Origin of the sequence: Bradyrhizobium sp. Ai1a-2, assembly GCF_000426245.1 — a bacterium.
Taxonomy (GTDB): domain Bacteria; phylum Pseudomonadota; class Alphaproteobacteria; order Rhizobiales; family Xanthobacteraceae; genus Bradyrhizobium.
On record NZ_AUEZ01000032.1, the window covers coordinates 16,355 to 39,578 of the forward strand.

A 23,224-nucleotide genomic window follows, 5' to 3' on the forward strand; every position below is an offset into this window, starting at 1 on the left:
CGGCGTCAAACTCAATCCTGGATCTTGGAGAAATCCGCGACCGCGCGCGTCGCCGCGCGGATCTCGTTCAACAGCTTCAGCCGGTTCTCGCGCACATCAGGGTCGTCGTCATTGACCTTGACCTTGTCGAAGAACGCATCGACCGCCGGCCGCAGCGTCGCCATCACGCTCATCGCGCCGCCAAAGTCCTCGGCCGCGACCGCGCGACTTGCCTCGCGCTTGACCTGATCGATCGCCTTCGCCAGCGCCTTCTCTTCGTCCTGCCGATAGAGCGACGGATCGGGCGCGCCATCGAACGTGCGCTTGTCCCTCTTCTCCTCGATCGCAAGGATGTTGCCCGCGCGCTTGGTGCCCGCAAGCAGGTTCTTGCCGTCCTCAGTGTCGAGGAAGTTGCCAAGCGCCTCGACGCGGCGGACGACGAGCAAGAGATCATCCTGTCCACCGAGCGAGAACACAGCGTCGACGAGATCGTGCCGCGCGCCCTGCTCGCGAAGTTGGACCTTCAGGCGATCGGCGAAGAAGGACAGAAGATCAATACATCTCTGCTCGACTCTTGTGTCGTTCCAAGCCTCAAGCCCTTTTCCTATAAAGAAGGTACCGGCGCCCGCGTTACGCCGAGTCACTGCAATAGACTGCAGTATCAAGTCGTTTTGCCAATCAAAGATAGCTACGAGATTTGAGCGAATACTATTCTCGACAATCAGCCTGATCACACCAAGCGCCGCGCGCCTCAGCGCATACGGGTCCTTGCTCCCCGTCGGCTTCTCATCCGCCGCCCAGAATCCAACCAGCGTATCGATCTTGTCCGCCAGCGCGACCGCCACGCTCACCGGATCAGTCGGCACACGATCTGCCGGCCCCTGCGGCTTGTAGTGATCCTCGCTCGCCGCAGCGACCGACGCGTCCTCGCCTTGCGCCAGCGCGTAATATTTCCCCATCAGCCCTTGCAGCTCCGGGAATTCGCCGACGACTTCCGTCAGCAGATCCGCCTTCGCCAGATGCGCGGCGCGTTTCGTCTTCTCGACGTCGGCCCCGACCAGCGGCGCGATCTCCGCGGCCAATCGCTCGATCCGCTTGATGCGCTCGCCCTGCGTGCCCAGCTTCTCGTGGAACACGATCTGGTCGAACTTCGGCAGCCGGTCCTCGAGCTTCGTCTTCAGATCCGTCTCGTAGAAGAACTTCGCATCGGAGAGCCGCGCGCGAATCACCCGCTCGTTGCCGGCGACGATGGCCTTGCCGCCGTCTGTAGCCTCGATGTTGGCGGTGAGGATGAACTTGTTGGTCAGCTTGACCGTGCTGGGATCGCTGACCACGAAGCATTTCTGGTTGTTGCGGATGGTGGCGCGGATCACCTCGCCCGGGATCGACAGGAATTCCTTGTCGAACGAGCCCATCAGCGCGACCGGCCATTCGACGAGGCCTGTGACCTCATCCAGCAGCCCCTGATCTTCGACCAGTTCAAGATTCTGCGCCTGCGCCAGCGTCTTTGCATCCGCCAGGATCATGTCCTTGCGCGTCTGCGGGTCGAGCACGACCTTGGCCGCTTTCAGCTTGGCCTCGTAGTCGTCAAAATGGCGCACGGAGATCGCAGCTGGCGCCATGAAGCGATGGCCGAATGTCGTCTGCCCCGCCTCGATGCCGTCGACCGAGAAATTCACCACATCCGGCTCCTCGGTCTCGGGGCCGAAAGTTGCCGTGATCGCATGCAGCGGACGCACCCAGGTCAGCGCGCCGGGCCTTGCCGAACGTTCGCCCCAGCGCATCGATTTCGGCCAGGGGAAGGTTCTGACGATGACAGGCAGGATTTCTGCGAGCACGTCGAGCGCGGGCCGGCCCGGCTTCTCGATCAGCGCGATATAGAAATTGCCCTTCTTGTCGGGCTGGATTTTTGCTTCGTCGATCGAGGCTAGGCCCGTGGCTTTCAGAAAGCCCTGGATCGCGGGCTCAGGCCCGCCGACGCGGGGGCCGCGGCGCTCTTCCTTCAGATCAGGCTGCCGCGCCGGGATGCCGTGCACGGAAAGCGCGAGCCGCCGCGGCGTCGCGAACGCGCGGGCGCCTTCGTAGACCAACCCCTCGGCGACGAGCTTGTCGGTCACCATGCGGCGCAGATCGTCCGCCGCCTTCGCCTGCATGCGCGCGGGGATTTCCTCGGAAAACAGTTCGAGCAGAAGATCAGGCATCAGGCGGCCCTGCCGGCTTCGGTGTGCACCCAGGCTTCGCCGCAGGCCTTCGCCAATTCGCGCACCCGCAGGATGTAGCTCTGCCGCTCCGTCACCGAGATCACGCCGCGCGCGTCGAGGAGGTTGAACACGTGGCTTGCCTTGATGCACTGGTCATAGGCGGGCAGCGCCATCAGGTGCTCCCGCTGGTTGCCGCCGTTGCGCCAGCCGGCCGCGAGATATTTCTTGCAGGCTTCCTCGGCCATCCTGAACTGCTCGAACAGCATCGCAGTATCGGCAATCTCGAAATTGTGCCGCGAATATTCCTGCTCGGCCTGCAGGAACACGTCGCCATAGGTGACTTTCTCGTCGCCTTCGCGGCCGTTGAAATTGAGGTCGTAGACGCGGTCGACGCCCTGCACATACATCGCCAGCCGCTCGAGCCCGTAAGTGAGCTCGCCCGCCACCGGCGCGCATTCGACACCCGCGACCTGCTGGAAATAGGTGAACTGCGACACTTCCATGCCGTCGCACCAGCATTCCCAGCCCAGGCCCCAGGCCCCAAGCGTCGGGCTCTCCCAGTCGTCCTCGACAAAGCGGATGTCGTGCAGCGCCGAATCGACGCCGATCGCGGCCAGCGATTTCAGATAGAGCTCCTGGATGTCTGATGGCGACGGCTTCAGGATCACCTGGAACTGGTAATAATGCTGGAGACGGTTGGGGTTCTCGCCATAGCGGCCGTCCTTCGGCCTGCGCGAGGGCTGCACATAGGCCGCGTTCCAGCGCTTCGGCCCCAGCGCGCGCAAGGTCGTGGCGGGATGGAAGGTGCCGGCGCCGACCTCCATGTCATAGGGCTGCAGGATCACGCAGCCGTAATCCGCCCAGTAGCGCTGCAGCGTCAGGATCAGTCCCTGGAACGAACGTTCCGGGCGCATATGGGCAGGCAGGGAATCCATCGTCGGCATCGGTCTCGCGATGAGGGGTTTGAAAGCGCGCGGACCGTATCGGCGGGAAGACGGGGAATCAAGGCGAACGCACCTGCCGATTGCGCGAAAGACGCATCCCGTGTGCTCCGTCATGGCCGGGCTCGTACCGGCCATCCACGTCTTTGGCACCAGCAGGAACGAAGGGCGTGGATGCCCGGGACAAGCCCGGGCATGACGAGCATCTGAGCCTAGCCCGGCCGGTAGGCGCCGGTGACGGGGTCGCGGCGAAGTGTCGGAATCTCGTTTCGGCTGACAGCCTCGGCCACGCGGGCGCGCCGCGCCTCTTCCAGTTCCTCGTTGATCCGTACGGCCGTGCGATAAGCCCAGCGGACCACGGCGAGTCCTCCCAAAACACCCGCAAAAGCGATCAGCGGTGGCATCGGTCGATCCTTGTCGTTCACCTGTCGGGCCCCCAATAGCTGGTATTTTCGCTTAAGCTGGGCCGGTCCGCAATCAACCTTTTGGTATCGGATGCGGCAAACGGCGGCAGCTTCAAAGCGTTTTCGAGCGAAGTGGACACCGGTTCGCGTGAAGAAAACGCGTCAAAACAAGAATCTGGAGCGTCGGGTCCGATTTCGATCAGAACCGACGCTCTAGAACCCGAATTTGGCCCAGATCGCGCGCGTTTCCAGCGCCGAGATCAAATCGTCCGGCAGTCCTCCGAGCTGGTCCAGCGCCGCCAGCGAACCTGCCCCGGGCGACCGCCGTCCCAGAAGCCCCGACAACAGCCCGCTTGCGGGCGCGATCACCGGCGTCAGCACCTTTTCGCCGTAGCGGGCGCGGAGCGTCGAGCGGAGGTCGCCGATCCCGTCCGCGAGGCCGAGCGCAATAGAGCTTTCGCCGGCCCAGTATTCGCCGGTGAAGAGCACATCGTCGGCGCCTTTCAGCCGGGCGCCGCGGCTCTGCTTGACCAGCGCGATGAAGATGTCGTGGATCTCGCGCTGGATCGTCTTCAGCCGCGCCACCTCTTCGGGCTTCTCGGGCAGGAACGGATCGAGCATCGCCTTGTGCTCGCCGGCGGTATAGAGCCGCCGCTCGACGCCGATCTTGCGGATCAGTTCCTGGAAACCGAAGCTGCCGCCGACGACCCCGATCGAACCGAGGATGGAGGACGGATCGCAGAAGATCTCGTCGCCCGCACAGGCGATCATGTAGCCGCCGGAGGCCGCGACGTCCTCGACAAACACCAGGACCGGCAGCTTCTTTTCGGCTGCGAGCTGCCGGATCCGCAGATAGATCTGGCGCGACTGCACCGGCGAGCCGCCGGGCGAATTGATCACCAGCGCCACTGCCTTGGCGTTGCGGATCGCGAACGCGCGTTCGAGCGTCTTCGCGACGCCGGCGAGCGTCATGCCGGGCCGCAGCGGCGTCACCGCGCCGATCACGCCCGACAGTCGCACCACCGGCACCACGGCCAATCCGCGCCGCAGCCGTGCCGGAAGCCAGCCTTCGAGCCTCTCGAGAAGGCCCGGCAATCCGGGGCGATCAATTCTTTGTTCACTCATTCCCGTTACCTCGAATTAACCGTTTTTTATCCCGCCACTGTCATCCAGTTGGTGGAACGCCCCTTGCATCGCGGTGTTCTAGCTGCAAATCGCACAGCGGAGAGCAAGATGAAAATCTATCTGCTGATTTTGCTGATCGGTACCCTGCTCGCGGCGGTTCACTTTACCGCAGCACCCGAACGGCAGTCGGACACGCTCCCGTAGCGGTAAAAGGCACCTCGACGGTCCGGCATCCTCAGCCGGCAAGCGGCAATATCCCCTTCCCCATCAAGCTCTCCTGAACCTCCTTATTTGGCACACCAGACTCGTCGTTGAGCACCAGCGCGGCATGGAGCCGCGTCGGCGCGCGCCCGCCTTTGACCGCGCGAAACAGGATGCGGCCCGCCACCGCGGTCACATCGGCGTGAACAGGCAGGATCTCGAGGCTGCCGAAGCCGCGATCGAGTGCGGCCAGCACCTCGGCAATACCGTCGGCGCGCCAGATCAGCGTCAGTTCTCCCCCGGATTTCAGGATGCGCCGCGCGGCATGGAGCCAGCTCTGCAAGGTCGTGGCCGACGCGATATGCGCGACCTCGCGCGCCCGGTCCGGCGAAGCGCGGTGGCGTTTGGAATCATTGAACGGCGGATTCATCAGCACGACATCGACGCTGTCAGGCGGCAGACCGGCGGCGGCAAAGGCCTCTGCTGATGATTCGACATCGAGCACGATCACGTCGGCGGCAATCGCATTGGCGGCGGCGTTCGCCTCGGCAAGTGCCGCGAGCCGCGCGTCGATCTCGACCAGCACCAGGTCGATGCCGGCAACGCGTTTGGCCAGCGCAAGGCCGGCGGCGCCGACGCCTGCGCCCAGATCGGCCACCCGATCTCCCCGACGCGCGCGCGTCGCGGCGGCGAGCAGCATGGCATCATGTCCGGCGCGGTGGCCGGACTTGAGTTGTCGCAGCAACAATCGACCGCCGAGAAAGGCGTCCTCGGTGAAGTCTTCACTCATCGGCGCGCAATTCATGCGCGAAACCCGCATCGACGAGCAACTCGCGCGCCGCGCGGTTGTCGTCCTCGTGGACCAGGATACGCCGCGGCAGGATGCCGAGCGAACCCTCGATGACGCTCATGTTCTGGTCCAGCACCAGATGATGGATATTGGCGCTGTCGAGCAATGCTGTGATCGCGGACACCAGCACCATGTCATTGGTTCGGACCAATTCCCGCAAGTGTTCGTTCTCCATGTTTTCATGCCCAGCGCAGACCATGCGACAGATGTCAACAGCTTGATACCCTTGCCGCCCCGGCGCGCAGTTTCTATTGTAATCCTGAGATGCGTGATCGGCTTGCCGGATCACGCCCTAGGATAGTGTGAATTCGGCAAATTTGGAGACCAGCGTGGCGGTTATTGTCCCCTTTGAAAACCCGTCGAACGCTTCGATAGACCCGCTGGTCGCCCTGGTCGCCGCCGACATGGAACGCGTCAACGCGACCATCCTGGCGCGGACCGGCTCCGAGGTCACGATGATCCCGGAGGTCGCCAACCACCTGATCTCCTCCGGGGGAAAACGCCTGCGGCCGATGCTGACCTTGGCGATGGCCCAGCTCTCAGGCTATTCCAGCGACGGCCATATCAAGCTCGCGGCGGCCGTCGAGTTCATGCATACCGCGACGCTGCTGCATGACGACGTGGTCGACGAAAGCGAGCTCCGGCGCGGCAAATTGTCGGCACGGATGCTCTGGGGCAACGAGGCGAGCGTCCTGGTCGGCGACTTCCTGCTCGGCCAGGCCTTCCGCATGATGGTCGAAGTCGGCTCGCTGCGCGCGCTCGACATCCTCTCCGCAGCCGCAGCCACCATCGCTGAGGGCGAGGTGATGCAGCTTGCCGCCGCGAAGAACACCGCGACCACCGAGGACGAATATCTGGCCGTGATCCGCGGCAAGACCGCTGAATTGTTCGCGGCCGCCTGCGAGGTCGGCCCGGTCATCGCCAACAGGCCGAAGGCGGAGCAGACCGCCTGCCGCTCGGTCGGCATGAATCTCGGCATCGCCTTCCAGCTTGTCGACGACGTGCTCGACTATGGCGGCAAGTCCGCCAAGCTCGGCAAGAACGTCGGCGACGATTTCCGCGAGGGCAAGATCACGCTGCCGGTGGTGCTGGCCTTCCGCCGCGGCAATGACAGCGAACGCGAGTTCTGGGTCCGCGCGCTGGAGCAGGGTGAAATCCACGGCGGCGATCTCGACCACGCCATCGGATTAATGACCAAGCACCGCGCGCTGGAGGACACGCTGACCCGCGCCCACCACTACGGCGCCATGGCCGTCGACGCGTTGGCGCTGTTTCCGGCCTCGCCGATGAAGACCGCCCTGGAGCAGGTCGTCGCCTTCTGCCTGGCGCGCTCGCATTGAGGGACGCGTAGGATGGGTAGAGCGCAGCGAAACTCATCATCGTGCCGCAAGTACCGATGGGTTTCGCTTCGCTCGAACCATCCTACGAAGCTGGAATCGTAGGGTGGGCGAAGCGAAGCAATCCATCTCACCACCCGAGGAGAGAAGGATTGCTTCGTCGCTATCGCTCCTCGCAATGACGGCAGAGCTAGCTCAACACGCCTGAATGCACCCACCAAATGGGGTGTTCGCGGCGCAGCTTCTCAGCCGCGCGCTGGGCGTCGGCTGTGTTCTCGTAGATCGCAAAACATGTGGCGCCGGAGCCGGACATCCGCGCGAGCCAGGCGCCATCGGTCGCGTTGAGCGCTGCGATCACCGTGCCGATCACGGGCTGGATGCGCACCGCCGGCGCTTCCAGATCGTTCGAGCTGGCGGCAAGGGCCTCAACCCACTCGTCCAGCGAGCCGCCCTGCTCCGGCCAGCCCGGCGCCTGCAGCATCACGTCGGTGGCGCCGACCAGGAGGTCGCCGGGACGCAGGCCCAGCTCCGCGAACACGTCCTTGGTGGCGACGGGGATCCGCGGATTGACCATCACGCACGGCATCTTCGGCAGGTTCAACGGCATCAGCGTCTCGCCGACTCCGGTCATGTCGCAGGCGTGCGAGGCGAGACAGACCGGCACGTCGGCGCCGGTTTGCAGCGCGACGTCGCGCAGACGCTCGTCGTCGAGGGCGAGATCGTTCAGTCGCGCGAGCAGCCGCAGCGCCGCCGCGGCATCCGCCGAACCGCCGCCGATCCCGGCGGCCACCGGCAACACTTTATCCAGCGCAAAGCTGCCGACCTTCAGGCCGGGGACGCGCTCGCCTAGCAGGCGCGCAGCCTTCAGCACGAGATTGTCAGCGGTCTCGCCGCAGGCCTCCGCCATCGGCCCTGAGGTCGTGAGCGTGAGCTCTTCGCCCGGTGTCAGCGTCAGGCGATCGGCGCAATCGGCGAACGCCACCACGCTTTCAAGGTCGTGATAGCCATCGACGCGCCGCCCGATCACCCGCAGGGTCAGGTTGACTTTGGCACGCGCGTCTTCAATCAGCGCCGGCATCGACGAACTGCCCCCCACACTCTCTTCGGCTTAGCCGCCCTTGCCGTCTTCTTTCTTCTTCTCGACGGCGGCGGCGTTATTGGAAGCGTCCTCCGGCAGACCGTTCTCGATCTTGGCCTCGATCTTCGGCAGTTCCTCGGCCTCCGGCTTGAGGTCGCGCGCATGCGCCCACTGGAATTTGGCTTCCAGCGTGCGGCCGACCCGCCAATAGGCGTCGCCGAGATGGTCGTTGATGGTCGGATCTTCCGGCTTGAGGTCGATCGCGCGCTCGAGCTGCTTCACCGCCTCGTCGTAATTGCCGATGCGGTAATAGGCCCAGCCGAGCGAATCCACGATGTAGCCGTCGTCAGGGCGCTGCTCGACGGCACGCTTGATCATCTTCATGCCTTCGTCGAGATTCATGCCCTGATCGATCCAGGAGTAGCCGAGATAGTTCAGCACATGCGGCTGCTCGGGCTGCATCTCCAGCGCCTTGCGCATGTCGGCTTCGGCCTTCGTCCACTGCTTGGAACGCTCCTCGCAGATGCCGCGGTAGTAGTAGGTGACCCAGGCGTTCTTGTCGCCGGCCGTCGGCATCGCGTCGAGCGCCTGCGTATAGGTGCCGGCGCAATCGGCGAATTTCTTGCGGCCCCGCTCGATATTGCCGAGCGCCATGATGGCCTCGATGTCCTTCGGCGATTCGGCGGCGACTTCCTTGAGAATCTTGATCGCCTCGTCGCTGCGGTCGGCGGCATCGAGATCGGTCGCGAGCTGGATCTGCGCGTTGCGCTTCAGCGGCGATGAGGCCGGCACGCGCTCATAGATCTTGATCGCCATCTGCGGCTTCTTGACGCTCTCATAGAGGTCGGCGAGCGAGAGCAGCGCGAGCGGATGGTTGGGCTGCAGGTACAGCGCAAGCTGCAGATAGACCAGCGCCAGATCCTCGCCGCCGCGGCGCGTCAGCGTCGCGCCGATGCCGTAGAGCGCTTCGGCCGCACCGGCTTGCGCCGAGTCGACCAGCGGCGGCAGTTTCTTGCCGGCCTTGGTCTCGCGGATGCCCTCCTGCACCAGCGGGTGGCGCGGCAACTTCTTGTCGAAGGCTTCGTAGAGGGAAGTCGCGGCGGCCGCATCCTTGTTGCGCGACGACCAGCGCGCATATTCGTCCACGATCCGCAACATGGAATCGTCGAGCTTGTAGGCGCGCTCGAAGCGGGTGCCCGCGTCCTTCTCCTTGCCGGACAGCTCCAGGATCATGCCGGCGTGGAGATCCTTGAACAGCGGATACCATTCCGGACCGGTGAGCTTGTCGATGTTGGCGACCGCCACCTTGCCGTCGCCCGCGCCATAGCTCGCCCAGGCTGACAGCAGCGTCGCGACCAGGTCGGTGATCGGTCCGCGGATCGACTGGTTGACGTTGAGCTGCGCGGCCGCGTATTTCTTCATCTTGAGGTCGCGTACGCCGACGACGAGCCGCGCGACGCGGTTCGACTTGTCCTGCGCAAGGATGCGGTCGGCGAGCTTGACGGCCTCGTCGATGTCGCCTTCCGCCAGCGAGGAGATGAAGGCGCGGTCGAGCAGTTCGTTGTTCTTCGGGTCGGTGCGGAGCGCCGAGCGGTAAAATGCCGCAGCGGACGCGGCGTCGCGCTCGACGCTGGCGTGGCGGGCGGCAAGATAGCTGCCGGCCGTGGTCAGCGATTTCAGGTCGTTCTTGGTCGGAAACTGCGCCGCGTTGTCGGCGGGATGATCCGGCGTCTGCGCATAGAGCGCGCCAGGTGCGGCGAGCACGGCCAGGCTGAGAGCAGCAATCGTCCAGCGGTTAAAGCGTGTAGAAAGCATCACGGTTCGCCTTGCTCCAAAGGATTTAGGGCGGGATTTACGGCGGCGATCTCTCAGGATCAGTGTCGAATGCGAACCCAAGCGGCGGCATCCCGGCCAGCGACAATGCCGTTTTTGGCCTCCAATCGCAAGGACACGGGTGGCGAATCAATTAGCAGATTAACCCTCGAAGCCGCCGATTTGACCACAAATACCGGAAACGCCTTCAGTGTGGCGGTATCGTGACGGGGCCTGCCGGATTAACGGGACCTCCACTCACGCAATCGTGGTCGCCCCGGCCCTCCTATCTCGCTGCTTGCATCGCCGCGGTCACATCGCCTCGTAGTTGGGGCCGCCGCCGCCCTCCGGCGGAACCCAGGTGATGTTACCGTTCGGGTCCTTCACGTCGCAGGTTTTGCAGTGGACGCAGTTCTGCGCGTTGATCTGGAAACGCGGGCCGGAGGCTTCCTCAACCCATTCATAGACGCCGGCCGGGCAATAGCGGTTGGACGGGCCGGCATAGACGTCGTGCTCCGACGTCTTCTGCAGGTTCATGTCCGCGACCTTGAGATGAACCGGCTGGTCCTCCTCATGGTTGGTGTTGGAGAGAAACACCGACGACAGCTTGTCGAACGAGATCTTGCCGTCCGGCTTCGGATAGGCGATCGGCGTGTGCTGTTTCGCCGGGTCCAGCGTCTTGCGGTCCGACTTGGCGTGAGACTGGGTACCGAACAGCGAGAAGCCGAGCGTGTTGCACCACATGTCGAAGCCGCCGAGCGCAACGCCGATCACGGTGCCGAATTTCGACCACAGCGGCTTGACGTTCCTGACACGATGCAGGTCCTTGCCGACGGCGGAATCGCGCCAGGCGTTTTCATAGTCCACGAGTTCGTCATTGGCGCGGCCGGCGGCGATCGCCGCCGCCACATGCTCGGCGGCGAGCATGCCGCTGCCCATCGCGTTATGCACGCCCTTGATGCGCGGCACGTTGACGAAGCCGGCCGCGCAGCCGATCAGCGCGCCGCCCGGGAACGTCAGCCGCGGCACCGACTGGTAGCCGCCCTCGGTGATCGCACGCGCGCCATAGGCGAGCCGCTTGCCGCCTTCGAGCACGCCACGGACGGAAGGGTGCGTCTTGAAACGCTGGAATTCGTCGAACGGCGAGAGATACGGATCGTCGTAATTGAGATGCACGACGAAGCCGACGGCGACACGGTTGTCGTCGTAGTGATAGAGGAACGAGCCGCCGCCGGTGGAATTGTTGAGCGGCCAGCCGAAGGAATGCTGGATCAGGCCCTTCTGGTGCTTGGCGGGATCGATCTCCCACACCTCTTTCAACCCGATGCCGAATTTCGGCGCCTCGCTCTTCGCATCGAGCTGGTACTTCGCTATCAGCTGCTTCGACAGGCTGCCGCGCGCGCCTTCGGCGAACAGCGTGTATTTGCCGACGAGCTCCATGCCGCGGGTGTAGGAATCCTTGTGCGAGCCATCCTTGGCGATACCCATGTCGCCGGTGGCGATGCCGCGCACATTGCCGTTGTCGTCATAGAGCACTTCGGCAGCAGCAAAGCCCGGATAGATCTCGACGCCCAGTGCTTCCGCCTTCGGCGCCAGCCAGCGGCAGACATTGCCGAGCGAGCCGATGTAGCAGTGATGATTGTTCATCAGCGGCGGCATCACGAAGTTCGGAAGCCGGATCGCGCCGGCCGCCGTCATCCAGTAGAAGCGGTCGTCCTTGACTTGGGTCTTCAGCGGGCAGTCGGCATCCTCGCGCCAGTCCGGAATCAATTTGTCGAGCGACACCGGGTCGATCACCGCGCCGGACAGGATATGCGCGCCGACTTCGGAACCCTTCTCCACCACGACGATGCTGAGATCGGGATTGAGCTGTTTCAGCCGGATCGCAGCCGAGAGGCCCGACGGTCCGGCGCCGACGATCACGACGTCGAATTCCATGGATTCGCGGGGCGGTAGTTCTTCGGTGCTCATGGTCTCTTCTCAGCCCGGTTGAGAACGCTTCTAATTCGTTAGGCTGCGTTGTTTCCGATTTTTGTCGCGAGGACAACCACTGAAATGCATTTCGCGACGGCGCGTTGCATCCTAAATTGCGGGTGGAGGACTTGTATCCCACCATGACGCCTGAGCCCGCCCCTACCTTGAAGCAATTGCTGGCCTTTTACCTCGAGGCCGGGGTCGATTGCGCGCTTGACGACGAGCCGGTCAACCGGCTTGCGGAGGCCGAGCCTGTTCCCGCTGCACCGCCGCGCGAGGTGGCGCCGCCGCGTGCGCAGCGCGAGATGCCGCTTGCAGCGCCGGCAGTTCCGCGCAGCGAAATCACCATCGCGCCGGATGCGGCGGTTGCGTCCGCGCGCGAGGCGGCGCGGACCGCACCGACGCTGGACGCGCTGCGGACGCTGCTTGCGAATTTCGACGGCTGCGCGTTGAAGCATACCGCGACCAAGCTTGTGTTCGCCGACGGCAATCCAGCGGCGCGGGTGATGTTTGTCGGCGAAGCGCCGGGGCGTGACGAGGATATCGAGGGGCTGCCCTTCGTCGGCCGCTCCGGCAAGCTGCTGGACCGCATGATCGCGGCGATCGGGCTCGACCGCAGCAAGGCCTACATCGCTAACGTGATCCCGTGGCGGCCGCCCGGCAACCGCACGCCGACGCCGCAGGAGACGCAGGTGTGCCTGCCCTTCATCCAGCGCCAGATCGAGCTCGTGAATCCCGACGTGCTGGTCACGCTCGGAAATCCCTCGACGCAGGCGCTGATCGGCACGCGCGAGGGCATCATGCGCACCCGCGGGAAATGGTTCGACTACGACACCGGCAGCCGCGTGATCCGCGCCATCGCCACCTTCCACCCCGCCTATCTCCTGCGCTCGCCCTCCTACAAGCGGATGTCGTGGCAGGACCTCCGCGCCATCGCCAAGGCGCTGGGGCAGCAGAGCTCCCCCTCATCCTGAGAGGCCGTAGGGTGGGCAAAGCGCAGCGTGCCCACCATCAAGCGGCGTGCTCGGAATGGTAGGCACGCTGCGCTTTGCCGACCCTACGCGCTGACGGCGAGGAGCAGGCCTACGGCCCCTTCGGCCGCACGATGGCCCAGCCGATCCTGAGCAGTGGCTGCCGGCCGTTGACCAGCCATTCGAACGATCGCGGCACTTCCGGCACCAGGCCGGGGAAACGTTGCGCGAGCTCGGGCGGCGGCATGCCCGAGGTGTCGGACGCGCGCCAGACGATCAGCCCGCCGGTCTCATTGAACTTCGCCGGCGAGAGCCAGGGCGTTCGCGGCGTTCCGTCGAGCAACAGATGCGGGCGCTGCCGGTCCATCGCGATCAGGCGCGCCAGCTCGGGATCGCCGGCCACCGCGCGCAGCCGCTGGTTGGTCCGCCGCTCAAAACTGTCGGCGAAGAAATGCCCGATCGAGGCCGCCGGCATCGAGGTCCGCACTTCGGCGGTGTCGGTCCAGGGCACGAGCAGCGTCGCCGCGACCACCGCGACGGCTGGCGCTGCAATCGCCGCCGCCCAGGCCGAGCGCAAGTACCGCTGGCGGTAGAGGTGGATGTAATCGCCGGCGTTGACCATCACGGCCAGTCCCGACAGCATCAGCGCGACGCCTGCGCCGCCGACCACGTGGTCGAGGCGGAACAGGCCGGCGAGCAGGCTGCCAATCAGCGCTGGCGCGAAGGCGAAGAAATAGACGAACTGCCGTCCCAGGGGATCGAGCGACGGCCGGTCGATGATCGGCGCCTCCTCCGGCTTGCGGGCGAACCAGGGAGAATTGACGACGAGGAGCAGCGCGATGCCGGCCATCGACACCACCAAGCCGCCGAGCAGAACGCCCGAACGCGTCACCCGCGCGCGCAAATCCGCGACATCAGGCAGCGGCGGCAGCGTCAGAACGTCCGACCGCATCAGCCAGATCAAATAAGGCAGCGCCAGCACGACCACCACCAGCAGCGCGAACAGCGGATCAAGCGACGCCAGCGTGCGGCGTCCGCGCGCGGTCGCGAGCGCAAAGACCACGACCAACAGGATCATCCCGATCGCCACCGGCGTCGTCAGCAGCAAGAGGCCGCAATCGATCGACCAGGCAAACCAGGCACTGCGACGGTTCTCGCCGAACAATTGCCAGGAATGCAGCAGCAACAGCGCCCAGAGCGGGCGCGCCAGCACCAGCGGGCCGAACTCGAGGCCGGGCGAAGAGAAGGCGGTGACCGTCATCGTCAGCAGCACCGCGAGCACCGCCTGCTGTCCGCCGACGATGGCGCGGCCAAGGTGATAAAGGCTCACGAAGGTCGCGACCGCGCAAATCTGCGCCAACAGATAGATGCCGAAGACGTGATTGCCGACGGCGCGGAATGCGATGTCGGCGAGCCAGAACGCAAGCGGCGGCCCGAGATCGGTGCCGACCTGATATTCCCGGCCGAACGCCAGCACGGTCGCGACGTCGCCGGGCGGGCTGCGATAGATCAGAAGCGGCACAAGCAGCCACAGCGCCGCCTGCGCCAGCACCACGATCCAGACCACGAGCCGTGGCCGGGCACGGATCAGTTCGATGACCAGGGAGGTGAAACGCATGTGCCCAAAATGCCCAGAACCAGCCCTGTGTGCGGCCTCGTTTGATCCGCAAACTTGATAAAGGGCGTATCAGATGGACGCAACCGGGCTAGGCGGCGGTGGCCTCGGCCTCGATGGTCGGGTCCACCGTGAAGAGATCTGGCTCGATTGTTTCCGGAAAATGCTTCTGCCGGGCGGCGATCACGGGCGCAAAGAAGCTGCGGTGATGTGCGCTCGGCCCCAAGCGATCCAGCGCCTCCAGATGTTCCGGCACCGCATAGCCCTTGTGCTGCTCGAAGCCGTAGCCCGGGCAATCCAGCGCCAGCGCGCGCATCAGCCGGTCGCGCGTCACCTTGGCGATGATGGAGGCGGCCGCGATCGACATCACGATCCCGTCGCCGCCGATCACGGCTTCGCAATCGCAGGTCACGGCGACCTTGTCGCGGCCGTCGACAAAGACATGCCTGGGCGCCTCGGGCAGCGCCTCTACGGCGCGCGCCAACGCCCAGAGCGAGGCGCGCAGAATATTGTCGCGATCGATTCGCGCGGGGGGCGCGAAGGCCACAGCGAACGCCGATGTCGCGCAGATCTGCTCGAACAGCTCTTCGCGCCGTTCCGGCGTCAGCCGCTTCGAATCATCGATGCCTTTCGGGATCCGCTTGGGGTCGAGCACCACGGCCGCGGCCACCACCGGGCCTGCCAGCGGGCCACGCCCAGCCTCGTCGCAGCCGGCAATTGGCCACACCCCGCGCTTGATCAGCGCGCGCTCACGCCGAAAGCTCGGCGGCGTCACTGCGATCACGCCCTTTGCAGGTTTGACCGGCTTTTTCTTCTCGGACTTGTCCCGACTCATGGCGCGACTGTGCTGAAGCAGCCGCCACCACGCAACCGGGAACCCGGCGCCCGTCCCCATTATTCAGCATTCCCCCGTCATTGCGGGCGCAGCGAAGCAATCCACCTCTCCGCTTGCGGAGGCATGGATTGCTTCGTCGCTACGCTCCTCGCAATGACGGAGAGGGACGCAACGACGCGCCTTAAAACAGGCTCAGTTGCTCGCCGCTTTGCTTCGGCTTGATGAAATGGTCGGTCGTCAGCTTCGAGCGGCGCTTGTTCAGGCCGAGCTTTTCGCAGGCGATCTCGAAGCGGCGGCCGATCATCCAGGCCATCGGCCCGGTGCCCTTCATCCGCGTCCCCCACTGCGAGTCGTAATCGCGCCCGCCGCGCATGTCGCGGATCAGGGTGAAGACGTGGCGGTAGCGGTCGGGATAGTTTGCGAGCAGCCATTCCCGGAACAGGTCGCGCACTTCCAGCGGCAACCGCAGCAGCACGTAGCTCGCTTCCTTGGCGCCGGCATGCGCCGCCGCATCGAGGATACGCTCGATCTCGGAATCGTTCAGCGCGGGGATCACGGGGGCGACCATCACGGTGGTGGGGATGCCGGCATCCGAAAGCCGCTTGATCGTCTCCAGCCGCTTCGGCGGTGTCGAGGCGCGCGGCTCCATGGTGCGCGCCAATTGGGCGTCGAGCGTCGTCACCGACAGCGCGACCTTGACCAGGTTGCGCCGCGCCATCCGCTGCAGGATGTCGATGTCGCGCGCCACCAGCGCCGACTTGGTGACGATGCCGACCGGATGGCCGGCACGCTCCAGCACTTCGAGGATGCCGCGCATGATCTTGTATTCGCGCTCGATCGGCTGGTACGGATCGGTGTTGGTGCCGATCGCGATCATGCGTGGCTCATAGCCGGGCGCCGCCAGCTCCTTCTCCAGCAGCGCCGGCGCATCGGGCTTTGCCAGAAGTTTCGATTCGAAATCCAGTCCCGGCGACAGGCCGAGATAGGCATGCGTCGGCCGCGCAAAGCAGTAGACGCAGCCATGTTCGCAGCCTCGGTACGGATTGATCGAGCGGTCGAAGCCGATGTCAGGTGAATCGTTGCGCGCGATCACCTTGCGTGAGGTGTCGAGCGCGACGGTGGTCTTGAACGGCGGCAGGTCTTCCAGGCTCTGCCAGCCGTCGTCGAAGGTGACGCGCGCCTCGGCCTCATAGCGGCCGCTGGCATTGGATTGCGCGCCGCGGCCGCGCCGCCGTTCGCGCTCGATCGCGACCGCGAGTTCGGGAAACGCGGAGGGTGCACCCGCCGGTGTGGAGGGCGCCGTCACCGGCGGGTGCTTGAGGGCATGAGAGGATGCTCGGCTCATGCTCTGAAGCTAGCATGCCCCTAGAACAAATCAAGAACACATTCGCGAAATTCCACAACGGCGCTGCCGCAAAAAACTGCACCACTACGGCTGTTTTGATTGTGACAAGGTGATAACGGTTTCCGAGCTTTTCACCATTTTTGAGCCAACGAAGCCTCTATTGATGCTGAGCGTGATCATTCCGACCGAGGGCGACGAGCGGACTGCCGTCGCGACCCTTGCCGCGCTGGTTCCGGGCGCCGCTGCCGGCATCGTGAAAGAGGTGCTGCTGGTCGATCGCGCCAAGGACGGCGCCAAGTCCGGCGTGATCGAGCGTGTCGCCGATGTCGCCGGCTGCCGTTTCATGGCGTTCGACGGCACCCGCGCCGCGGCGCTGGCGGCCGGCGCCCGTCAGGCCCGCTCGCCCTGGCTGATGTTCCTGCATGCCGGCGCCGTGCTGGACAACGGCTGGATCGACGAGACCACCCAGTTCATCCAGCTTGTCGCCCTGAGCGGCCGGCCGCGTGCCGGCATCTTCCGCTATGCCCGTTCGCCCTACGCCGATACCCGCCTGCGCGACAGCTTCAAGTTCGTCGCCCGCATGCTGACCGGCCCGACCGCCGAACAGGGCCTCCTGATCGCGCGCGATCACTATGAGCAGCTCGGCGGCTACCGGCCCGACGCCCGCCGTTCCGAGGCGCGGCTCTTGCGCCAGCTCGGCCGCTCCTCCCGCACCATGCTGCGCAGCCGGATCATGGTGGCGTAGGACTCTTTCTTCTCCCCGCAGGACGTGCCGTAGCCCGGGTGGAGCGCAGGGTAACCCGGGACCGCCCCCAATGCGGGTGCAGGGACCCCGGGTTACGCTGCGCTCCACCCGGGCTACCAGCCTCATCAGATACTTGCCAAGGTCAAATAATTATTTGACAATGGCAATTATTGGGGTGCCACCATGCCAGAGCCGAATTCCGCAAACCAGGTCGCCGCCGTGCGGGCGTTCACCCGCTTCTACACCCGCAAGATCGGCGTCCTCGACCAGCATCTGTTGAAAAGCCCGTTCTCGCTCAGCGAGGCACGCGTGCTCTACGAGCTTGCGCATCGCGAGGAGATATCGGCAAAGGAGATCGGGACCGAGCTCGGGCTCGATGCCGGCTATCTCAGCCGCATCCTCCAGAAATTCGATGAGGACGGGTTTGTCACCCGAACGCCCCTCGCCTCCGACCGCCGGCAATACCAGCTCGGTCTCACTGCGAAGGGGCGGCAAGCCTTCGCGAAAATCAATCGCTCCTCGCATGATGAGGTTGCCGCGATGCTGACGCGGCTTTTGCCGGACGATCGCGCTCGATTGACGGCCGCGATGGCCACGATCGAGCGGCTGCTTGGCCGGGCCGCAACCCCGCGCGCGGTGTTGCGCGATCCGCGTCCAGGCGACATGGGCTGGGTGGTGCAGAGCCAAAGCGCGCTCTACGCCAGCGAATACGGTTTCGATTCATCCTACGAGGCACTGGTCGCAGAGATCGTCGCAAAATTCCTGACCTCGTTCGACGGCTCGCGCGAACGCTGCTGGATCGCCGATCTCGATGGAACGCCGGTCGGCTCGGTGTTCCTGGTCAGGCATTCTGACGAGATCGCCAAGCTCAGGCTGCTCCTGGTCGACCCCGCCGGCCGCGGCCAGGGGCTCGGCAAGCGGCTGGTCGAGGAATGCCTCTCCTTCGCCAGGGCCTGTGGCTACCGCAAGATCACGCTCTGGACCCAGAGCATCCTGATCGCGGCGCGAAAAATCTACCAGGACGAAGGTTTCGTGCTGGTGAAAAGCGAGCCGCACCGCAGCTTCGGGCAGGACCTTGTCGGCGAGACCTGGGAGCGGCCGCTGTGAAGCTCGTGCGCCGCGATCCATCGCGGCGCGTCACGCTGGAACTTCTCGCCTTCCATATATTAGGCGGGCGCATGCGCTCCGCACCGAGGCGTACCGAAGCATGGTGCGCGCCTTGTGGGCGCGGCTGCTGACGATCCGCCATAAGCGCTGAGTGAAACTAGGCCGTCGCGCCTTGCGCCTTCGGGCGGCGCAGGTGCTCGTCCAGCCGCGGCATGATCTCGACGAAATTGCAGGGGCGCGTGCGGTAGTCGAGCTGGGCAGCCAAGATCCCGTCCCAGCCGTCGCGGCAAGCGCCGGGCGAACCGGGCAGGCAGAAGATGTAAGTCGCGCCGGCAACGCCGGCGGTGGCGCGGCTCTGGATCGTCGAGGCGCCGATCTTGGCGTGGCTCAGCATATGGAAGGCGATCGAGAAACCGTCCATCCGCTTCTCGAACAGCGGCTCGATCGCTTCCGGCGTGATATCGCGGCCGGTGAAGCCGGTGCCGCCGGTGGTGATGATCGCATCGACGCCCTCGTCCGCGATCCAGCGCTTCACGACGGCGCGGATCGCATCGACGTCGTCGGTGACGATCTCGCGCGCCGCGAGCTTGTGGCCGGCCGCGGTGATGCGATCCGCCAATGTCGTTCCGGACTTGTCGTCGGCGAGCGTCCTTGTGTCGGAAATCGTCAGCACCGCGATGTTGAGCGGAATGAACGGTTTTGATTCATCAGTGGAAGCCATGACGTAACTCGCTGCGCTCTCTGTTCTCCCTCTCCCGCTTGCGGGGGAGGGTCGGGGTGGGGGTGTCGCCGCGATTCGCGCTGTTCGAGCGTAGGGAGAGAGCCCTCACCCGGCGCTATGCGCCGACCTCTCCCGCAAGCGGGAGAGGTGAACCGCCGCGCGGCCGCGATCAAGCCAATTCCTACAGCGCGCCCTGGCCGAAGGTGTTGCAGGCCGACACCGTGCCTTGCTGGTAGCCGGTCATGAACCATTGCCTCCGCTGCTGCGCCGAGCCGTGGGTGAAGGAATCCGGCACCACCCTGCCCGTCGCCTGACGCTGCAGCGTGTCGTCGCCGATCGCGGTTGCGGTCCGGAGCGCCGCGTCGATGTCGCCGGCCTCGAGGAAGCCCGGCCGCTTCTTCTCTTCGCGGTTGACCCAGACGCCGGAGAGGCAATCGGCCTGCAACTCGACCTTCACCTGCAGCGCATTGGCCTCAGCCTTGCTGTCGGCGGCCTGCTGCAGCCGCGTCACGCGCGGGATGATGCCGAGCAGGTTCTGCACGTGATGGCCCGCCTCATGGGCGATGATATAGGCCGCGGTGAACTTGCAGGCGCTGCCCGAGCAGCCGCGGAAACGTGTCTCGACCTCGCGGAAGAAGGCGGTGTCGAGATAGATGGTCTTGTCCGGCGGGCAGTAGAACGGCCCCATCGCCGACTGCGCCATGCCGCAGCGGCCGCCATTGGTGGCGTTGCGGAACAAGACGATCTTCGGACCGGTGAAGGTCTGCCCGTTGGCCTGGAAGATCTCGCTCCAGCGATCGTCGATCTCGCCCAGGATGCCGGAGATCATGCTGCCCATTTCGTCGGTCGGCGCGCCGCTCTTGCCCGACGCCGTGCGGCGGTCGGTCTGGTAGGTCGGCGCCTGTCCGCCGCCGGTCAGGATTTCGGCGCCGCCGATCAGGATGCGCGGGTCGATGCCGAAGGCATAGCCGAGCAGCCCGAGCACGATGATGGTGCCGATGCCGAGCCCGCCGCCGCCCATGGGGAGGCCGAAGCCGCCGCCTCCGCCGCCACCATATCCGCCCTCGTCGCGACGATCCTCGACGTCGTCGCTGCGACGAAAATCATCGTAACGCATGGCGGTTTCCCCTTGATTCCTATCCTATGTAAACGCGGAACAGACGTAAAATTTCCATTCCATTAATCAATAGCCTGCCCGGCAATTATTGCCTAGTGCGATGCCGCGCCATCCGCGCATGGCTGACGCGGCCACAGCTGCACGAATCGCGTGAGCTTCTCGATTTTCGATTCCGTCGCTGGCGCAATTCGCATGATGCATGCTGCGAAGCAGCGCGCGATTTCAAATCCGAAAACGCGCAATCGAAATGCGCAGAACCTGTCACGCGGCATTTTCGATTAAGTCGATTTTTACTTTGGCGGATCATGGTGTCGCCAGTCGGTTGTTTAGTCCCGCGTCGCCGACAGCGTCGCCTGAGTCAGAGTCTTGAGTCATGGTTGAGTCGCGTCGCGGGGCGTCTGCAAGGGCGCCCCGCACTAAATTTGAGTTTACGTCTTCGAGTCGAATCGTCCTAGGCGATTGCGTCGCCGAGATGTCGAAGCTTGCAGCCGGTTCTGTCGACGTCGTGTTCGCAGACCCACCCTACAATCTGCAGCTCAAGGGCGAGCTCAAACGTCCCGACGAATCGCATGTCGATGCCGTCAACGACGCGTGGGACAAGTTTTCGTCCTTTGCCGCCTATGACGACTTCACCCGCGCCTGGCTGCTCGCCGCCCGTCGCATCATGAAGCCGTCGGCGACGATCTGGGTGATCGGCTCCTATCACAACATCTTCCGCGTCGGCGCGATCATGCAGGACCTCGGCTTCTGGCTCCTGAACGATATCGTCTGGCGCAAGTCGAACCCGATGCCGAATTTCCGCGGCCGCCGCTTCACCAATGCGCACGAGACCATGATCTGGGCCGCGCGTGATGAGAAGGCCAAGGGCTATACCTTCAATTATGAAGCGCTGAAGGCTGCGAACGAGGACGTGCAGGCGCGTTCCGACTGGCTGATCCCGCTCTGCACCGGCGAAGAGCGCCTCAAGGGCAGGGACGGCAAGAAGGTGCACCCGACGCAGAAGCCTGAACAGCTTCTCGCGCGCGTGCTGCTCTCCTCGTCGAAGCCCGGCGATCTCGTGCTCGATCCCTTCAACGGCACCGGCACCACCGGCGCCGTGGCAAAACGTCTCGGCCGCCGCTATCTCGGCATTGAGCGCGATGCGGCCTATGCCGCCGCCGCCGAAGCGCGCATCGCCGCCATCGAGCCGCTGCCGCAGGAAACGCTCGCGCCGTTCATGACCGCGCGCGAGGCGCCGCGCGTCGCCTTCTCCGAACTGATCGAGCGCGGCATGATCATGCCGGGCGCCAAGCTGGTCGACGCCAAGAAGCGGGTCGGCGCCCTCGTGCGTGCCGACGGCGCCATCATGCTCGGGGACAAGGTCGGCTCGATCCACCGCATCGGTGCGGTCGCGCAAGGCTCGGGCGCCTGCAACGGCTGGACCTTCTGGCACGTCGAGACCAAGAACGGCCTCAGGCTGATCGACGAACTGCGCGCCGAAATCCGCTCCGGGATGGCCGCGGGCTGACTTTCGCCGAACGGCAGCGTGGGCATGCTGCTTTGCCCACTGCGACTCAGCGCCCGAGATGACGCCGTGTTGAACGCTCTCGCCTTGATTCGGCGCGAATACAGGGCCTAGAATCCCCAGATCGGTCGCTGTTTCGATTGGATTGCCCGATGCGCAGGCAATACGAGACGTTGCTGTTCGTGCCGCTGTTGCCGATCTTCCTGATCGGCATGTTTCCGATGTTGCTGATTGGCCTGCTCGGCTTTTTTGGCCTCGGCATTCTCGGCGTGCTCATGGTGTCCGTCGGACTGACCAGCGCCATGGAAGCGCACAGCCATTTCAATGAGGAAGTCATCGTGAACGGCTATGGGCGGAGCACAGAGCGTGCCGTCCAGGCCACCGATCTGCAGACCGCAACGCGTTTCGCCGTGCTGCTCGATGTGGTCGGCGTAGCCCTGATCCTCGCCAGTGTGGTCAGCCTGATCTATTTCGGCTGATCGCCTGGCCGCCAAAAGCCGCGAAGCCGCCTTCACAAATTCATCGCTTGCGCGTCCCGCCGAATGTGGCGCATGAGTGCGGCCCGCGGCCCATGCGGCCCGCGTCCCGATCTGGTCGGCAACAAAACAACGGAGCCTTTGAGATGCTCAAATTCTACTTCAACGGAGCACCGAACCCGAACAAGGTCGCGCTCTTCCTGGAAGAGTCCGGCCTGCCTTACGAACTGGTACCCGTCGACACCCGCAAGGGCGATCAGTTCAAACCGGAATTCCTGAAGGTCAATCCAAACGCCAAGGTGCCGGCGATCGACGATGACGGCGTGTTCGTGTTCGACTCCAACGCCATCCTGCTCTACCTCGCCGAGAAGACCGGAAAATTCCTTCCCGCCAACACGCCGGCCAACCGCGCCGCGACGCTGTCCTGGCTGATGTTCATCGCCACCGGCCTCGGCCCCTATTCCGGGCAGGCGGTGCATTTCAAGACGGTGGCGCCAAAGGAACTGGAATACGCGCATAACCGCTACCAGTATGAGGCGCATCGTCACTACAAGATCCTTGACGACCACCTCGCCAAGAGCCGCTACATGGTCGGCGACACCTATACGATCGTCGACATGGCGTTCTGGGGCTGGGCGCGGCTGGCGGCGTTCGTGCTCGGCGAGGAAGGCTATGCGAAGTACCCGAACGTCAAGCGCCTGGTCGACGAGATCTCGGCGCGGCCGGCGGCTGCACGCGCGATCGCCTTGAAGGACAAGTTCACCTTCAAGACCGAGATGGACGAGGCGGCGAAGAACTTCATGTTCGGCCACCTCAAGGCCAAGGTGGCTTAACCCCTCCGGCGCGAGATTGGTCAGGTGGGCGGGCGCGCGGCGCGCAGTGCCCA

21 protein-coding genes are annotated in these 23,224 nt (G+C 64.8%); 7 read left to right on the forward strand and 14 right to left on the reverse strand.

All coding sequences use genetic code 11. From position 1 onward, the window contains the following. Positions 1 to 11 precede the first annotated feature (11 nt). The 6 genes from glyS to K288_RS0120570 form a co-directional block, all read right to left on the reverse strand. Positions 12 to 2,180: a glycine--tRNA ligase subunit beta gene (glyS, locus tag K288_RS0120540; protein WP_027581251.1), complete on the reverse strand. Its 2,169-nt coding sequence runs from the start codon at positions 2,178 to 2,180 to the stop codon at positions 12 to 14. Next, positions 2,180 to 3,115, reverse strand: a complete 936-nt coding sequence (locus K288_RS0120545) for a glycine--tRNA ligase subunit alpha (RefSeq protein ID WP_027581252.1) — start codon at positions 3,113 to 3,115, stop codon at positions 2,180 to 2,182. Before K288_RS0120545 ends, glyS begins: the two co-directional genes overlap by 1 nt. 218 nt (positions 3,116 to 3,333) lie before the next feature. Continuing rightward, positions 3,334 to 3,525, reverse strand: a complete 192-nt coding sequence (locus K288_RS0120550; protein WP_027581253.1) for a hypothetical protein — start codon at positions 3,523 to 3,525, stop codon at positions 3,334 to 3,336. Between the two features lie 213 nt (positions 3,526 to 3,738). Then, on the reverse strand, positions 3,739 to 4,650 hold the full coding sequence (locus K288_RS0120555; RefSeq protein ID WP_027581254.1) for a S49 family peptidase: 912 nt from the start codon (positions 4,648 to 4,650) through the stop codon (positions 3,739 to 3,741). A gap of 235 nt (positions 4,651 to 4,885) precedes the next feature. After that, on the reverse strand, positions 4,886 to 5,641 hold the full coding sequence (locus tag K288_RS0120565) for a methyltransferase (protein WP_027581255.1): 756 nt from the start codon (positions 5,639 to 5,641) through the stop codon (positions 4,886 to 4,888). Then, on the reverse strand, positions 5,634 to 5,861 hold the full coding sequence (locus tag K288_RS0120570) for a DUF2007 domain-containing protein (protein WP_027581256.1): 228 nt from the start codon (positions 5,859 to 5,861) through the stop codon (positions 5,634 to 5,636). Before K288_RS0120570 ends, K288_RS0120565 begins: the two co-directional genes overlap by 8 nt. 169 nt (positions 5,862 to 6,030) lie before the next feature. Here K288_RS0120570 and K288_RS0120575 point away from each other — a divergent pair, with 169 nt between their 5' ends. Then, positions 6,031 to 7,041, forward strand: coding sequence for a polyprenyl synthetase family protein (locus tag K288_RS0120575; protein ID WP_027581257.1), 1,011 nt, complete (start codon positions 6,031 to 6,033; stop codon positions 7,039 to 7,041). 187 nt (positions 7,042 to 7,228) lie between these two features. On the opposite strand, the gene K288_RS0120580 is transcribed toward K288_RS0120575, so the two are convergent. The 3 genes from K288_RS0120580 to K288_RS0120590 all read right to left on the reverse strand — a co-directional run bounded on the left by K288_RS0120580 (position 7,229) and on the right by K288_RS0120590 (position 11,899). After that, positions 7,229 to 8,116: a 4-(cytidine 5'-diphospho)-2-C-methyl-D-erythritol kinase gene (locus tag K288_RS0120580; protein WP_027581258.1), complete on the reverse strand. Its 888-nt coding sequence runs from the start codon at positions 8,114 to 8,116 to the stop codon at positions 7,229 to 7,231. A 30-nt stretch (positions 8,117 to 8,146) separates the two neighbouring features. Beyond that, a complete protein-coding gene (locus tag K288_RS0120585; RefSeq protein WP_027581259.1) occupies positions 8,147 to 9,931 on the reverse strand; it encodes a tetratricopeptide repeat protein in 1,785 nt (594 codons plus the stop codon). A gap of 309 nt (positions 9,932 to 10,240) precedes the next feature. Further along, the gene (locus K288_RS0120590) at positions 10,241 to 11,899 is read right to left on the reverse strand and encodes an electron transfer flavoprotein-ubiquinone oxidoreductase (protein WP_027581260.1); all 1,659 of its coding nucleotides are present in this window, start codon (positions 11,897 to 11,899) and stop codon (positions 10,241 to 10,243) included. Positions 11,900 to 12,042: 143 nt separating this feature from the next. On the opposite strand from K288_RS0120590, the gene K288_RS0120595 reads away from it, so the two are divergent. Next, positions 12,043 to 12,876 (forward strand): uracil-DNA glycosylase, encoded by an 834-nt coding sequence (locus tag K288_RS0120595; protein ID WP_027581261.1) that lies wholly within the window; start codon positions 12,043 to 12,045, stop codon positions 12,874 to 12,876. A gap of 109 nt (positions 12,877 to 12,985) precedes the next feature. Here K288_RS0120595 and K288_RS0120600 read toward each other — a convergent pair whose 3' ends face one another. From K288_RS0120600 to K288_RS0120610, 3 genes are all read right to left on the reverse strand, one after another. Beyond that, positions 12,986 to 14,491: a glycosyltransferase family 39 protein gene (locus K288_RS0120600; RefSeq protein ID WP_027581262.1), complete on the reverse strand. Its 1,506-nt coding sequence runs from the start codon at positions 14,489 to 14,491 to the stop codon at positions 12,986 to 12,988. Positions 14,492 to 14,579: 88 nt separating this feature from the next. Continuing rightward, positions 14,580 to 15,323, reverse strand: a complete 744-nt coding sequence (locus K288_RS0120605) for a ribonuclease HII (RefSeq protein ID WP_027581263.1) — start codon at positions 15,321 to 15,323, stop codon at positions 14,580 to 14,582. A 181-nt stretch (positions 15,324 to 15,504) separates the two neighbouring features. Next, positions 15,505 to 16,668 (reverse strand): PA0069 family radical SAM protein, encoded by a 1,164-nt coding sequence (locus tag K288_RS0120610; protein ID WP_027581264.1) that lies wholly within the window; start codon positions 16,666 to 16,668, stop codon positions 15,505 to 15,507. Between the two features lie 163 nt (positions 16,669 to 16,831). Between K288_RS0120610 and K288_RS0120615 the strand changes: the two genes are divergently transcribed. Together K288_RS0120615 and K288_RS0120620 are read left to right on the forward strand one after the other, a co-directional pair. Beyond that, positions 16,832 to 17,413 carry a glycosyl transferase gene (locus K288_RS0120615; RefSeq protein ID WP_027581265.1) on the forward strand — a complete coding sequence of 194 codons (582 nt, stop codon included), beginning with the start codon at positions 16,832 to 16,834 and terminating at the stop codon, positions 17,411 to 17,413. A gap of 183 nt (positions 17,414 to 17,596) precedes the next feature. Further along, complete coding sequence (locus K288_RS0120620; RefSeq protein WP_027581266.1) at positions 17,597 to 18,520, forward strand: helix-turn-helix domain-containing GNAT family N-acetyltransferase; 924 nt, start codon at positions 17,597 to 17,599, stop codon at positions 18,518 to 18,520. A gap of 157 nt (positions 18,521 to 18,677) precedes the next feature. Here K288_RS0120620 and moaB read toward each other — a convergent pair whose 3' ends face one another. After that, positions 18,678 to 19,241 (reverse strand): molybdenum cofactor biosynthesis protein B, encoded by a 564-nt coding sequence (moaB, locus tag K288_RS0120625; RefSeq protein ID WP_027581267.1) that lies wholly within the window; start codon positions 19,239 to 19,241, stop codon positions 18,678 to 18,680. 181 nt (positions 19,242 to 19,422) lie between these two features. Beyond that, complete coding sequence (locus tag K288_RS0120630) at positions 19,423 to 20,358, reverse strand: neutral zinc metallopeptidase (protein WP_027581268.1); 936 nt, start codon at positions 20,356 to 20,358, stop codon at positions 19,423 to 19,425. A gap of 373 nt (positions 20,359 to 20,731) precedes the next feature. On the opposite strand from K288_RS0120630, the gene K288_RS0120645 reads away from it, so the two are divergent. The 3 genes from K288_RS0120645 (at position 20,732) to K288_RS0120655 (ending at position 23,171) form a co-directional block, all read left to right on the forward strand. Then, complete coding sequence (locus tag K288_RS0120645; RefSeq protein ID WP_027581269.1) at positions 20,732 to 21,865, forward strand: site-specific DNA-methyltransferase; 1,134 nt, start codon at positions 20,732 to 20,734, stop codon at positions 21,863 to 21,865. 149 nt (positions 21,866 to 22,014) lie between these two features. Beyond that, positions 22,015 to 22,341 (forward strand): hypothetical protein, encoded by a 327-nt coding sequence (locus K288_RS0120650; protein ID WP_027581270.1) that lies wholly within the window; start codon positions 22,015 to 22,017, stop codon positions 22,339 to 22,341. A 143-nt stretch (positions 22,342 to 22,484) separates the two neighbouring features. Continuing rightward, entirely contained in the window at positions 22,485 to 23,171 is a 687-nt protein-coding gene (locus K288_RS0120655; RefSeq protein WP_027581271.1) for a glutathione S-transferase N-terminal domain-containing protein, read from the forward strand. The last annotated feature ends 53 nt before the right edge of the window (positions 23,172 to 23,224 follow it).

Coding starts and splice junctions, on each gene's coding strand:
- glyS (WP_027581251.1), bottom strand. CDS start 2,180: ATGCCTGATCTTCTGCTCGAACTGTTTTCCGAGGAAATCCCCGCGCGC.
- K288_RS0120545 (WP_027581252.1), bottom strand. CDS start 3,115: ATGGATTCCCTGCCTGCCCATATGCGCCCGGAACGTTCGTTCCAGGGA.
- K288_RS0120550 (WP_027581253.1), bottom strand. CDS start 3,525: ATGCCACCGCTGATCGCTTTTGCGGGTGTTTTGGGAGGACTCGCCGTG.
- K288_RS0120555 (WP_027581254.1), bottom strand. CDS start 4,650: ATGAGTGAACAAAGAATTGATCGCCCCGGATTGCCGGGCCTTCTCGAG.
- K288_RS0120565 (WP_027581255.1), bottom strand. CDS start 5,641: ATGAGTGAAGACTTCACCGAGGACGCCTTTCTCGGCGGTCGATTGTTG.
- K288_RS0120580 (WP_027581258.1), bottom strand. CDS start 8,116: ATGCCGGCGCTGATTGAAGACGCGCGTGCCAAAGTCAACCTGACCCTG.
- K288_RS0120585 (WP_027581259.1), bottom strand. CDS start 9,931: ATGCTTTCTACACGCTTTAACCGCTGGACGATTGCTGCTCTCAGCCTG.
- K288_RS0120590 (WP_027581260.1), bottom strand. CDS start 11,899: ATGAGCACCGAAGAACTACCGCCCCGCGAATCCATGGAATTCGACGTC.
- K288_RS0120595 (WP_027581261.1), top strand. CDS start 12,043: ATGACGCCTGAGCCCGCCCCTACCTTGAAGCAATTGCTGGCCTTTTAC.
- K288_RS0120600 (WP_027581262.1), bottom strand. CDS start 14,491: ATGCGTTTCACCTCCCTGGTCATCGAACTGATCCGTGCCCGGCCACGG.
- K288_RS0120605 (WP_027581263.1), bottom strand. CDS start 15,323: ATGAGTCGGGACAAGTCCGAGAAGAAAAAGCCGGTCAAACCTGCAAAG.
- K288_RS0120610 (WP_027581264.1), bottom strand. CDS start 16,668: ATGAGCCGAGCATCCTCTCATGCCCTCAAGCACCCGCCGGTGACGGCG.
- K288_RS0120615 (WP_027581265.1), top strand. CDS start 16,832: ATGCTGAGCGTGATCATTCCGACCGAGGGCGACGAGCGGACTGCCGTC.
- K288_RS0120620 (WP_027581266.1), top strand. CDS start 17,597: ATGCCAGAGCCGAATTCCGCAAACCAGGTCGCCGCCGTGCGGGCGTTC.
- moaB (WP_027581267.1), bottom strand. CDS start 19,241: ATGGCTTCCACTGATGAATCAAAACCGTTCATTCCGCTCAACATCGCG.
- K288_RS0120630 (WP_027581268.1), bottom strand. CDS start 20,358: ATGCGTTACGATGATTTTCGTCGCAGCGACGACGTCGAGGATCGTCGC.
- K288_RS0120645 (WP_027581269.1), top strand. CDS start 20,732: ATGGTTGAGTCGCGTCGCGGGGCGTCTGCAAGGGCGCCCCGCACTAAA.
- K288_RS0120650 (WP_027581270.1), top strand. CDS start 22,015: ATGCGCAGGCAATACGAGACGTTGCTGTTCGTGCCGCTGTTGCCGATC.
- K288_RS0120655 (WP_027581271.1), top strand. CDS start 22,485: ATGCTCAAATTCTACTTCAACGGAGCACCGAACCCGAACAAGGTCGCG.